Below are 11,926 nucleotides of genomic sequence, written 5' to 3' on the forward strand. Positions count from 1 at the left end.
TCTGCCAAACACTCGGAGGCCAAGGTCATGAAAGACAGCTGTGACATCCTGATTTCCGGCGGCGGAATCGCTGGTCTGACCGCTGCGGCGGCCTTTGGAACCGCCGGGTTCGACGTTATTTGTGTCGACCCGACGCCCCCGATAACCGAGCGCGATGTAGACGGCTCTGATTTGCGGACCACCGCCTTTTTGCAACCGGCGCACGGCTTGTTAGAGCAATGCGGGTTGTGGCAACGGCTGGACGCACACGCGGCCCCTTTACAGATCATGCGGATTGTGGACGCAGGCGGAGATGTTCCTGAACCCCGCGTGGTACGCGATTTCAACGCCGCAGATATTTCGGACCAACCCTTTGGCTGGAACCTGCCCAACTGGCTGCTGCGGCGCGAGATGGTGGCACGACTGGCCGAACTGCCCAATGTCGATTTCCGCCCCGGTACAGGCACCGTCAGCCTGTTCACCCGCACTGCCGAAGCACGCGTGGGGCTAAGTGACGGCAGCCGCATTCGTTGCAAGCTGGTGGTCGCCGCTGACGGGCGCAACTCTCCCATGCGCGAGGCGGCTAGGATCAAGGTCCATACAACGCGCTATGGCCAGAAAGCATTGGCCTTTGCGGTCACACATCCGATTCCCCATGACAATGTCTCGACCGAGATCCATCGCTCGGGCGGGCCCTTCACCCTGGTCCCCTTGCCTGACTGGCAAGGGCAACCGTCTTCGGCGATTGTGTGGATGGAGCGCGGACCCCGCGCGGTTGAGTTGCTGAACACCGAGTCCGAGGCGTTTGAGGCGCTGATGACCGAACGGTCCTGTGGGTTGTTCGGACCCTTGAAGCTGGCTTCGCGCCGGACCATCTGGCCGATCATCAGCCAGTCAGCAGAACGTCTGTCAGGCGAGCGAGTCGCACTAATGGCCGAAGCCGCCCATGTGGTGCCGCCAATTGGTGCACAGGGATTGAACATGTCGCTGGGTGATCTGAGCAGCCTGCTGGAACTGGCGCAGGCCCGCCCCGAAGGTCTGGGCGATGCGCAGATGCTCGATGCCTATCACAAGGCTCGCCATACCGAAATCGAGATGCGGGTCAAAGGCATCGACCTGTTGAACCGCGCCTCGATGATTGAAGCGCGGCCGTTAAGGGACGTTCGGGCGATGGGGTTGAATGCGCTCTATTCCTTGCCGGCTGTTCGCAAGAGTTTGATGCAAATGGGCCTCGGCGTACGCTAAGGCCCGAACAGTTTCACAGAACCTGATCCAGCACGCGCTTGAGCCGTCCGATGGTGCCGTCGATGTCGTACAGTTTGTCCAGACCAAACAAACCAAGGCGGAAGGTGCTGAACCCTTCGGGCTCGTCACATTGCAGCGGCACACCTGCTGCGATCTGCATGCCCAAAGCCGCAAATTTCTTACCATTCTGAACGTCCGGGTCTGAGGTATAGCTGACCACGACACCCGGCGCGCCAAATCCGTCTGCCGCAACAGAGATAATACCGTATCCCTTCAAGAGCTCCCGCACTCCATTTCCCAGATTCCATTGAGCATTTCGAAGAGTTTCCCAACCGCTTCGCTCGGTTTCGACCATCGTATCGCGGAACGCCTTCAACGCGTCCGTGGGCATGGTCGCGTGATACGCGTGCCCGCCATTTTCATAGGCCTGCATGATCTGCCGCCATTTCTTCAGATCAACGGCAAAGCTGTCAGACGTCGTCTCCTCCAACCGCGCTTCGGCACGCTCAGATAACATGACAAGACCCGCACAGGGCGACGCGCTCCAGCCTTTCTGGGGGGCCGAGATCAGTACATCCACACCGGTGGCCTTCATGTCGACCCAGGCACAACCCGAGGCGATGCAGTCCAGCACCATTAACGCCCCAACCTCATGCGCCGCCGCGGCCATGGCGGTCACGTAATCGTCGGGCAGAATGACACCGGCCGAGGTCTCCACATGTGGGGCAAATACAACGTCCGGACGCTGTTCACGGATTGTTGAAACAACCTCGTCAATCGGTGCGGGGGCAAAGGGCGACGGGCTGGAATTGCCGGTTTCACGGGCTTTGAGAACCGTCGCTGACGCCGTCAGATCACCGGATTCGATGATCTGGCTCCAACGGTAGGAAAACCACCCGTTCCGCACGACCAGTACATTGGCGTTGCGCGCAAATTGCCGGGCGACGGCCTCCATCCCATAGGTGCCACCACCAGGGATAATCGCCACACCATCCGCATTATATACATCCTTCAGCAAGCCCGAGATGTCGCGCATCACCTGCTGAAACTGAACCGACATGTGGTTCAGAGACCGATCCGTAAACACGACCGAGAACTCTTCGAGCCCAGAGGGATCGACGGTGTCCAATAGCGCTGGCATGGTTTGTCCTTTCAAATTGTCGTCAGCGGCCTCACGACCCGGGTTAATTTGCCGAGACCCGTACTGAACCCGAATATCTGACCTAAGGGAACTAAAAACAAAACACTCAAATGATATTTTGTTGGTCGAATCTGGCAAGAAATGACGCCAATTAGTGTCAGCCGCCCTTTACACTCTGACGTGTTTCTGACCAGATGCACTCACTTTGTAGAAGAAAGGTATTTCGACAGGTGAATGCGCATAAGCGGATCAGTTTTCAAGTTGTACGGGACGAAGTCAAACGGCGGATCGAGAGCCGGATTTGGCCGCAGGGATCGCTTCTGCCAACCGAAACGCAACTTGCCGAGGAATTCAATTGCGCACGCGCTACAGTGAACCGTGCCCTGCGCGAACTGTCCGATCAGGGCTTTGTCGAGCGCAAACGCAAAAGCGGGACCCGGGTCAAAAAGGAACCCAGCAAGCATGCCAAGCTGGAATTTTCTTTGGCTCGTCAAACGGTTGAAAACCAAAATGCAACCTATCGGTACTCGCTGGTCGAACGAAACGTGGTCGCAAGCCCCGGTTGGCTGGCTTCGCAGATTGGTGTATCGGCGGACATTCGCGTCCTACAAGTCATCTGTATGCACTATGCAGACAACCGTCCCTTCCAATTGGAAGAACGCTGGATCAACATAGATGCGGTGCCCGAAATCGAACATGCCGATCTGACCAACCACGGCCCACATGAATGGCTACTGAACGCCTCTCCGTTTACCGAGGCAGAGGTCTCCTTTTGCGCGATCTCCGCGGACGGACGATTGGCGGAATTCATGGGAACAACGCCCGGAACGTCGATGATCCAGCTAGAGCGCACGACCTGGAAGAACGGAAATCCGATGGCATTTGCCCGGATGACGCACCATCCCGGATATTGCATCCGCACGCGGTACTGAACGGGCTTATCCGATCGGTCCCGGCAAACGTTCCTCGCTTAGCAGGACGTTTGCTTCGACATCTCCTGCGCCGGGCAAGGTCATGATCCGACGGCGCAGGACACGCTCAAAATCCGACAGGTCGCGGGCAACAACCCGCAGGCGATAGTCGTACAGACCCAGCACATGCTCGACCGTCTGAACTTCGGGAATCGCACTGACGGCACGCTCAAAATCTTCCAGACTGACCTGGCCCTTACGCGCCAGTTTCACGCCAAGAAACACCGTCACGCCGAATCCCAACGCCTCGGCATTCAGGCGCAGTCGGCGACCTTTGATAATGCCCGAGGTCTCCAGCCGGCGGATGCGCCGCCAGGTCGCCGGTTGTGACAAGCCCAGCTTACGCCCCAACGCCCCCGCACTTTGCGATGCGTCCTGCGCCAGCGCACATAGTATCTTTCGGTCCAGCTCATCCAATTCGGTCATACCGGCAGAACCTCTTCGCTTTTGACTCTGGCGATATGCATCAAGGCCTCAATATCTGCGATATGCGGCAGGGTCAGAATGCGGTCGCGGTAGAGTTGTTGGTAGTGTGACATGTCCCTGGCAATCACCGACAGGCGCACATCCACCCTGCCCAGAAATGTTTGCAATTCGATCACCTCGGGCACTTGCCGGGCGGAAGCAGTAAATTCGTCAAACGCGCGCGATTGCGTCTTGTCCAACGTGACCCGCAGCGAAACCTCGACCGCATACCCAAGCGCCGCCCAGTCGATCACGGCCTCCTGCCCCTGGATTATTCCGGCGGCCTGCATCTTTTCGACCCGGCGCCAGCAGACACCCTGGCTGATACGGCAACGCTCGGCCAGTTCCGCAGCAGTCAGGCTGGGATCGGCCTGAAAGTGGCGCAGGATTCGGCGGTCTATGTCATCAAGCATGAATTTTTCGCATTTTTGGCGTTACACGAATTATTCTTCATCTTTTTCACAAATACTCAAGTGCAACCCTATCGCCAATACAACATCCGGCAGGTAAAACCCTCGGCAATCTAACCAGAAAGGACCGGCGACATGCGCGTCTATTACGATCGCGATTGCGACATCAACCTGATCAAAGACAAGAAGGTGGCAATCCTGGGCTATGGCAGCCAAGGCCACGCCCACGCACTGAACCTGCGCGACTCGGGCGCGAAAAACCTTGTCGTCGCTCTGCGCGAAGGCTCGGCATCCGCCAAAAAAGCCGAAGCCGAGGGTCTGGAAGTCATGGGCATCGCCGAAGCGGCAGCTTGGTGCGACGTCATCATGTTCACCATGCCCGACGAACTGCAGGCCGAGACCTACAAGAAATACGTGCATGACAACATCAAGCCGGGCTCTGCCATTGCCTTTGCCCATGGCCTGAACGTGCACTTCGGATTGATCGAGCCGAAAGAAGGCATTGACGTCATCATGATGGCCCCCAAAGGCCCCGGCCACACCGTACGCGGCGAATACGTCAAAGGCGGCGGCGTGCCTTGCCTGGTAGCTGTTGACAGCGACGCGACCGGAAAGGCTCTGGAAATCGGCCTGTCCTATTGCTCGGCCATCGGTGGCGGCCGCTCGGGCATCATCGAGACCAACTTCCGTGAAGAATGCGAAACCGACCTGTTCGGCGAACAAGCCGTTCTGTGCGGCGGCATCGTCGAACTGATCCGTTGTGGTTTCGAAACTCTGGTTGAGGCAGGTTATGCGCCTGAAATGGCCTATTTCGAATGCCTGCACGAAACCAAGCTGATCGTTGACCTGATCTATGAAGGCGGTATCGCGAACATGGATTATTCGATCTCGAACACTGCCGAGTACGGCCAGTACGTCACCGGCCCGCGCATTCTGCCTTATGAGCAGACCAAGAAAGCGATGAAAGAGACGCTGTCGGACATCCAAACCGGCAAATTCGTGCGTGACTTCATGCTGGAAAACGCTGTTGGTCAGCCGACCATCAAAGCAGCACGCCGTCACAACGATGAGCATCAGATCGAGCAGGTTGGTAAGAAACTGCGCGACATGATGCCGTGGATTTCCGCCGGCAAGCTGGTCGATCAGGAAAAGAACTGATCCTGCCAAGCGAATGCGAAGGGGCGGCCCATCTGGCCGCCCTTTTTTGTCCAAGCCTCTAAGCGAAACGAAGATGGTCCAGCACCCCACATCCCGCGATTGGAGCGGTGTTATCACCCTCGGCCTGATCTGGGGCGGGACGTTCATGGTCGTTGCCATGGCACTAGAAGGGTACGGACCTATCACCGTCGCCACCGCGCGCACTACGTTGGGTGCCATGATGTTGCTGGGGTTGATGGCGGTCACAAACCGCAAGCTACCTTCCGGATCCGCCGCCCTTTGGACCTCGGTCATTGTGATCGGTATCTTGTCGTCTGCCCTGCCCTTTGTTTTGCTAAGCTGGGGACAGCAATACGTGCCTTCGGCCTTTGCCGGCCTGTCGATGGCCGCGATTCCGCTGATGGTTCTGCCGCTGGCACATTTCTTTTCAGACGAGCCTTTGAACCTGAGAAAACTGGTGGGCGTGACCCTTGGATTCAGCGGTGCGTTGGTGTTGATTGGCCCCGGTTTGGCGCAACTCGGCCACGGGTCAGAACCTCTGGCGCAGCTAGCATGCATCGGGGCCGCCTTGTGTTATTCCCTGGCGTCGATCTTCACCCGTCAATGTCCGCCCATTGATCCTGTGGTTCTGGCCGCCCTGACCCTGCTGGTCGGCGCAGTAATCCTGCTGCCGATCATGTTCGTGACTGAAGGCGTCCCGACATGGGAAGGTACCCGCCCAAGCATTGCCATCATCGTTTTGGGGTTGGTCCCTACGGCATTCGCAACACTGCTGCGCGTATCCGTCATTCGCAGCGCAGGATCGGTGTTCATGACCCTCGTTAACTACCAAGTGCCAATCTGGTCGATGGTGTTCGGCGCATGGGTTCTGTCCGAGGCGTTGCCGGTGCGCTTTTTCGTGGCGCTGGCTATGATCCTGACCGGGCTGGCCATCAGTCAGTGGTTCAGCCTGCGAAAGATGCTGACCGGGCGCTAGCCTGTGACGGCCTCGACCTCGGCAACGATGCCGTCGACAACCTGGATCAACAGCGCGTCATCTTCACATTCCGCCATGACGCGGATCAGAGGTTCCGTACCCGATTTGCGGATCAGCAACCGCCCCTGCCCGTTCAGCCGCGCCTCGGCGTCAGAAATTGCAGCCTGCACACTGGCGGCCTCAAGCGGGGCTTGTCCTTCGCCATAGCGCACGTTCTTCAGCATTTGCGGTACGGTTTCGAACTGCACCGCCAATTCCGATGCTTTGCGACCCGTATGAACCATCTCCGCCAGGAAATGGAGGCCCGCCATCAAGCCGTCACCTGTGGTCGCGTAATCGCTCATGACGATGTGGCCCGATTGTTCGCCGCCCAGATTGAACCCGCCTTCGCGCATACGTTCAACGACATAGCGGTCCCCGACGCCGGTGCGCTCCAGACGCAAACCATGGTTTTCAAGATGACGTTCCAGGCCTAGGTTCGACATCACCGTAGCAACCAACGCACCGCCTTTCAGGCGGTCTGCCTCGGCCCAGCTGGTCGCCAAAAGCGCCATCAACTGATCGCCATCCGCGACCTGACCATTCTCGTCGATCATAACGACGCGATCGGCGTCGCCGTCCAAGCAAATCCCGACATCTGCACCATGGGCCACGACGGTTTCGGCAGCCAGCTGCGGTTTGGTCGAGCCACAGTTTAGGTTGATATTCTTACCATTCGGCGTAATGCCGACCGGGATCACTTCGGCACCCAATTCCCACAAAACCTCGGGCGCCGTGCGGTGCGCGGCCCCATTGGCGCAATCGACAACAACTTTTAGCCCGTCCAAACGCAAGTCACGCGACAGCGAAGATTTGACGCGTTCACCATATCGGAACCGCGCATCATCCACCCGTCTGGCACGGCCGATATTCCGTGCCTGCGCAGGTTTGACACCTTCTTCGATCAGCTTTTCAATCTCAAGCTCCGCCTGATCAGACAGCTTGTATCCGTCAGGACCAAAGAACTTGATACCGTTGTCCTCGGCCGGGTTATGGCTGGCCGAGATCATCACCCCAAGGTCCGCGCGCATCGATCGTGTCATCAGACCGACAGCAGGCGTTGGCACCGGCCCAAGCAGCAACACGTTCATCCCGGTCGAAGTCAATCCGGCAGTCAGGGCGTTTTCCACCATATAGCCGGACAGGCGCGTATCCTTACCGATCACCACACGGTGGACGTCGGATTGATCGCGGCGGAAGTAACGGCCAGCGGCGGCCCCGATGCGCAATGCCATTTCAGCCGTGATTGGATGGGTATTGGCGGTGCCCCGCACCCCATCGGTTCCGAACAGCTTGCGCATAATGTCACTCCGTCATTTCTTGCCTGCCTCCGGCTTACCGGACGGCGGCCCAAAGGCGCAAGGCCTGAGCGGTTTCTGCAACATCGTGCACGCGCAGAATTTGAACGCCTTGTGACAATCCAGCCAGCCCGACGGCGATTGATCCAGGCGCGCGGGCGTCCTTGCGCGGCTCTTTGCCAATTTGTCCAATAATACCTTTTCGGGACACGCCCAACAGGATCGGACAACCTAAACCATGAAACAGGCTGATCCCCTGCAGCAAGGCCAGGTTATGTGCCTCGGTCTTGCCAAACCCTATGCCCGGATCAACGATGATCTGATCCCGATCCAATCCGAGGTTTTCGAGACGATCCACCTGACCTTCAAGAAAATCGTACACATCCAGCAGAACGTCGTCATAGCTCGGATTGTCCTGCATCGTACCCGGTTCGCCCTGCATGTGCATCACACAGACCGGAGCGCCAACTTGTGCGCAAAACGGTGCCAGCTGCGGATCAAAGGTAAAGCCGGTTACGTCGTTGATCAGCCCTGCTCCGGCCTCCCACGCTGCTTTGGCGACGGCGGATTTGCGCGTATCGATGGATATTAACGCATCAGTGCGGGATTTGATGGCTTCGATCAGGGGGCGGGTTCGCGCGATCTCTTCATCTTCGGGCACGAAGGTTGCTCCGGGTCGGGTCGATTCGCCGCCGATATCCAGAATGGTTGCGTCTTGTGACACCATCTGCTCAGCCGCAGATTGGGCCGAACTGACCGAATTGTGCAGGCCGCCATCTGAGAAGCTATCTGGGGTCGCATTCAGAATGCCCATAATGTGCGGACGATCCATGGCAAGGCCGGCGACATCGACACGCGGACGCGTCAGACGGTCCAGCACGTCGCCCGGCACATCCTCCACAGCAATGACCCTTGGGGACTCTTCACGGCTTAACCGTTCGACATTGGTAAACCACAGCGGCTGGCCCGCAATTGAGACAGCCCCCGAAGGACGGTTCGGACCGTGCTGAACCAGAGGTCGAAAATACGCGGTCACAGTTGTGCCTGATCCACCGAGATTGCACGCAACGGGGTTTCCGGGGCGTCGGGCAGCGCACCGCCGATCACCATCATCTCGCTCGCCTCAAAAGTGGCAGCAAACCACGCCGCCAGCGCGACAGCATCCGAAGGTGCCGCCGATTGGCCATCAACAGCATCCAGCACGATTTTCGAGGGCGCCCAGACGCAAATCTGGCCATTCTTCATGGCCCAATCCAGCTCGGTCCGCGTTGAAACGACAACGCAGCGGTGATCGCGGGCAGCCAGAACCCAGGCGTTCTGTTCAATCGCCAACAGATCAATTCGGCGCTGGGTCATCGCGTGGCCAGTCTGTGAAACAGGCATATCCGCCGCACCGACGCACAGGATTAGGGGTCGTTCGCGGTTTTCCAACTGATCGATCCACCCGGTCAGATTGGGCGAGGCAATGGCCTCATTCGACAGGAAAGCCAGACGGGGATGCGGGCGTTCCTCTTCGACGACGTCGTGGTGAGTCTTGTCTTTTCCGCGCACGATCTCGACACCCAAAGCGCCAGGGCCACGATCCAGTTTTTCTATTCTGACAAAAGCTCTTACGGCCTGTGGCTCAAGTAAAATTCGCTCGGCCACCCGGTCTGCCAAAGTCTCAAGCAGGTTAAGACGTTCCGCCGCAAGCTCAAACGCGATCGCCTCAGTCACCCGGTCATAGGACAGGATGCGATCCACGTCATCGTCGATGGGATCACTCAAGGGGCGAACTTCCACTACTATGTTAAAACAAATACGCTGGGTCGTTCCACGCTCGGCCTGAAACGCGCCGATTTCAACCTCGACGATATGGTCGCGCAGAGAAATTCGATCCAACGGCCCCCGGGCAGCGGTCGCTTCGGACCGCTCGGACGGGTGCGCAAAGGCAAGACGGATTTCAGAGCTCATACAAGCGGACCTTTTCGGGCTTTGTGGACGTATTTGCCCAAAATAAACGATGCGCGGGCGTATAACACCGCAACATGCGTCTTTCCAGCCATCGAATGCGGCGTCAGGTGACGCGAAACCAGCTCATCATTCCCGATGCGGCATGTCCCAGCATATGGCAATGCAGCAGCCAATCGCCTGGATTATCTGTGACCAGAGCGATTTGACGTGTCTGGCCCCGGTCCACCAGTACGGTGTCGCGCCAAGGCCCCAAACTGCCATCCGGCAGGATGAGCCGGAAGTGGTGACCATGCAGGTGCATGGCATGAGGGAAAGCGGTTTCGTTCACAAATTCGATCCGGTGCACCTGACCCAGACGCGCATCCAGAAACGGATCCTTGGGTCGTTCCGCGTATCCGTTCAACGCCCAGAACCGGCCCAGTTGAGCCAGCTCACGGCCTGTCAGGTCCTGATCGCCAAGCTTGGCCCCTTCCAGCCATCGCATCGCACCGCCCTGCAGGGACATGCGATGCAGCGGTGCCTGATCATACTGAAATTCAGGCATATTGTTCGCAGGCAATGGTTCAATACCCTGCCTTTGCGATGTGGACGCTTCGGAAACTTGAAAGCGTACCAAGCCATAGCCGCCATCCCGCTCGATACTTGCGAGACCCGCGACTTCCCCGGACGCGGACGTCACATCCACGACAAGGTCTGCCCGTTGTGCGGGCGCAAGTGGGAAGCTGTCCTCTACAGGCAATGGAACTGCCAGAGGCATGCCATCCAGCGCCACGATCCAACCCGCCAGCCCGTCCAACGCCAAATCAAATATCCGAGCGTTCGATGCATTGATCAGACGCAATCGCAATCGTTCCCCCGATCCAACAGGATAAGCCGGATCAAAGCCGCCGTTGACGGACACCAGATTACCCAGCCGCCCCGCGTGGCTAAGGTCGTGTCCATTGTCAAAATCGTCCGCGATATGCGCGGTTTCAGGGTCTAGCCGCCAATCGTCCAGCATCAGCGTCAGATCCTGATCAACATCCGGCGGGCTAGATTCTTCAACGATCAGGGGTCCATAGAGACCTCGGGCAACCTGTTCGGTAGACCGGTTATGCGAGTGATACCAATAGGTTCCTGCATCGGGCGCAACAAAGTCATAGTCGAAGGATTGGCCCGTCTCGACCGCGTCCTGCGTCAACCCAGGCACGCCATCCATCGCGTTGTCGATCCGGATCCCGTGCCAATGCACTGCCGTCGGTTGAGACAGATTGTTTATCAGCTTGCGACTGACGCGCCCGCCCTGAGGCAACCGGATGTCGACACCGGGAACGCGACCGCCATAGGTCCAAACCGGCGTAGCTGGATATCCGTCAGGCGCAATCTGTTGCACCGCTTCTTGCGCGACCAGATCAGAGCTGACCGCATGCGCTACCTTTGGCAGCAGGGCAAGCGCGGCCGAAGTTTGCAAAAACCGTCTGCGGGATAACATCATGGCGGACCTCCTGGCCCGCTACATAAGGCAGAAAACGCCCCGCGCAATCAAGGTTCCAGCGCGGGTGCGTCAATCAGTTGCTCGCGGTCCGATAGTTGTGGCGGTAGAAAATGTGAACGCCGATCCGGGCCGTTTCTTTGTAGACGCGCGACCATGACGGGCGCACGGCCTTGGTATGGTAATGGGTCGCCCCTTCGGTCAGCCCGACGCCAACGCCGTCGATTGCCGCACGGGCAACCTTGGACACACGCTCATAGGCTCTTTTCTCGCGGATAACTTCTTTCTGACCATCGCAGGTGTAGGTGAACTGGCATTGGTACTTCTTACCGGTTCCCTGCTTGATCACCCCGCACAGCGAACTTGGAAAGCGGCTACTTTTGACCCGATTCAGGATCACCTCGGCCACGGCAAACTGACCGCGAACGCTTTCGCCGCGCGCTTCGAAGTAAAGCGCCTCAGCCAGACATTTGAAATTCTCGTCACCAGCGGCAGTCGGCAGTTGATCCAGCCAATCCTTGGAATAGGACACCTGTTGCAGCACAGGTTCTTTACGTGGCTTAAACAGGCCTAAGTAATCACGAAACTTTTGCCCGGGCAATTCGCTCCGGGTTACTAGTTCGCGTTTGGCAGATTCGGTGGCTTCCCTCTCGGCGACGGAAACACTCGGCAGCACGGTTGCCGCCAATGTGGCAACAGCCAATATGTATCGTAGCATCAGATAACCTCGCACAGGCACAATTAGCGCCGTACCCTCCCCCGGCGGGCGCGATGAGGCTCATACCGAATTCAAACGGCGACGTCCAGTTCTGACGGAAAA

The 11,926-nt window shown here is 58.2% G+C and carries 12 protein-coding genes; 4 read left to right on the top strand and 8 right to left on the bottom strand.

Going from position 1 to position 11,926, the window contains the following annotated elements; genetic code table 11:
• Positions 1-27: 27 nt before the first annotated feature.
• On the top strand, positions 28-1,224 hold the full coding sequence (locus AC2FJC_RS05780) for a UbiH/UbiF family hydroxylase (RefSeq protein ID WP_496738766.1): 1,197 nt from the start codon (positions 28-30) through the stop codon (positions 1,222-1,224).
• Between the two features lie 13 nt (positions 1,225-1,237).
• Here the strand turns inward: AC2FJC_RS05780 and AC2FJC_RS05785 are convergent, their stop codons facing one another.
• Positions 1,238-2,365, bottom strand: a complete 1,128-nt coding sequence (locus AC2FJC_RS05785; RefSeq protein ID WP_496738767.1) for an aminotransferase class V-fold PLP-dependent enzyme — start codon at positions 2,363-2,365, stop codon at positions 1,238-1,240.
• Between the two features lie 230 nt (positions 2,366-2,595).
• Here AC2FJC_RS05785 and hutC point away from each other — a divergent pair, with 230 nt between their 5' ends.
• Positions 2,596-3,297, top strand: coding sequence for a histidine utilization transcriptional repressor HutC (hutC, locus tag AC2FJC_RS05790; protein WP_282118729.1), 702 nt, complete (start codon positions 2,596-2,598; stop codon positions 3,295-3,297).
• A gap of 6 nt (positions 3,298-3,303) precedes the next feature.
• Here hutC and AC2FJC_RS05795 read toward each other — a convergent pair whose 3' ends face one another.
• Entirely contained in the window at positions 3,304-3,762 is a 459-nt protein-coding gene (locus AC2FJC_RS05795; protein WP_496738768.1) for an Lrp/AsnC family transcriptional regulator, read from the bottom strand.
• The gene (locus AC2FJC_RS05800; RefSeq protein WP_496738769.1) at positions 3,759-4,214 is read right to left on the bottom strand and encodes an Lrp/AsnC family transcriptional regulator; all 456 of its coding nucleotides are present in this window, start codon (positions 4,212-4,214) and stop codon (positions 3,759-3,761) included. Before AC2FJC_RS05800 ends, AC2FJC_RS05795 begins: the two co-directional genes overlap by 4 nt.
• 132 nt (positions 4,215-4,346) lie before the next feature.
• Here AC2FJC_RS05800 and ilvC point away from each other — a divergent pair, with 132 nt between their 5' ends.
• Both ilvC and AC2FJC_RS05810 read left to right on the top strand, forming a co-directional pair.
• On the top strand, positions 4,347-5,369 hold the full coding sequence (gene ilvC, locus AC2FJC_RS05805; RefSeq protein ID WP_058273912.1) for a ketol-acid reductoisomerase: 1,023 nt from the start codon (positions 4,347-4,349) through the stop codon (positions 5,367-5,369).
• Between the two features lie 73 nt (positions 5,370-5,442).
• Entirely contained in the window at positions 5,443-6,345 is a 903-nt protein-coding gene (locus AC2FJC_RS05810) for a DMT family transporter (RefSeq protein WP_282118730.1), read from the top strand.
• On the opposite strand, the gene glmM is transcribed toward AC2FJC_RS05810, so the two are convergent.
• The 5 genes from glmM to AC2FJC_RS05835 form a co-directional block, all read right to left on the bottom strand.
• On the bottom strand, positions 6,342-7,685 hold the full coding sequence (gene glmM / locus AC2FJC_RS05815; RefSeq protein ID WP_282118731.1) for a phosphoglucosamine mutase: 1,344 nt from the start codon (positions 7,683-7,685) through the stop codon (positions 6,342-6,344). The genes AC2FJC_RS05810 and glmM overlap by 4 nt on opposite strands.
• Before the next feature lie 34 nt (positions 7,686-7,719).
• Positions 7,720-8,718, bottom strand: coding sequence for a dihydropteroate synthase (gene folP, locus AC2FJC_RS05820; RefSeq protein ID WP_496738770.1), 999 nt, complete (start codon positions 8,716-8,718; stop codon positions 7,720-7,722).
• Positions 8,715-9,635 carry a dihydroneopterin aldolase gene (locus AC2FJC_RS05825; RefSeq protein ID WP_496738771.1) on the bottom strand — a complete coding sequence of 307 codons (921 nt, stop codon included), beginning with the start codon at positions 9,633-9,635 and terminating at the stop codon, positions 8,715-8,717. Before AC2FJC_RS05825 ends, folP begins: the two co-directional genes overlap by 4 nt.
• Before the next feature lie 103 nt (positions 9,636-9,738).
• Entirely contained in the window at positions 9,739-11,109 is a 1,371-nt protein-coding gene (locus AC2FJC_RS05830; RefSeq protein WP_496738772.1) for a multicopper oxidase family protein, read from the bottom strand.
• Positions 11,110-11,182: 73 nt separating this feature from the next.
• The gene (locus AC2FJC_RS05835; protein ID WP_058277625.1) at positions 11,183-11,824 is read right to left on the bottom strand and encodes a cell wall hydrolase; all 642 of its coding nucleotides are present in this window, start codon (positions 11,822-11,824) and stop codon (positions 11,183-11,185) included.
• Positions 11,825-11,926 lie beyond the last annotated feature (102 nt).

Source organism: Ruegeria sp. CDSB117, assembly GCF_059611005.1.

Bases quoted from the DNA above. Each gene is read 5' to 3' on its own strand.
- AC2FJC_RS05780 (WP_496738766.1), top strand. From the start codon at position 28: ATGAAAGACAGCTGTGACATCCTGATTTCCGGCGGCGGAATCGCTGGT.
- AC2FJC_RS05785 (WP_496738767.1), bottom strand. From the start codon at position 2,365: ATGCCAGCGCTATTGGACACCGTCGATCCCTCTGGGCTCGAAGAGTTC.
- AC2FJC_RS05795 (WP_496738768.1), bottom strand. From the start codon at position 3,762: ATGACCGAATTGGATGAGCTGGACCGAAAGATACTATGTGCGCTGGCG.
- AC2FJC_RS05800 (WP_496738769.1), bottom strand. From the start codon at position 4,214: ATGCTTGATGACATAGACCGCCGAATCCTGCGCCACTTTCAGGCCGAT.
- ilvC (WP_058273912.1), top strand. From the start codon at position 4,347: ATGCGCGTCTATTACGATCGCGATTGCGACATCAACCTGATCAAAGAC.
- AC2FJC_RS05810 (WP_282118730.1), top strand. From the start codon at position 5,443: ATGGTCCAGCACCCCACATCCCGCGATTGGAGCGGTGTTATCACCCTC.
- glmM (WP_282118731.1), bottom strand. From the start codon at position 7,685: ATGCGCAAGCTGTTCGGAACCGATGGGGTGCGGGGCACCGCCAATACC.
- AC2FJC_RS05825 (WP_496738771.1), bottom strand. From the start codon at position 9,635: ATGAGCTCTGAAATCCGTCTTGCCTTTGCGCACCCGTCCGAGCGGTCC.
- AC2FJC_RS05830 (WP_496738772.1), bottom strand. From the start codon at position 11,109: ATGATGTTATCCCGCAGACGGTTTTTGCAAACTTCGGCCGCGCTTGCC.
- AC2FJC_RS05835 (WP_058277625.1), bottom strand. From the start codon at position 11,824: ATGCTACGATACATATTGGCTGTTGCCACATTGGCGGCAACCGTGCTG.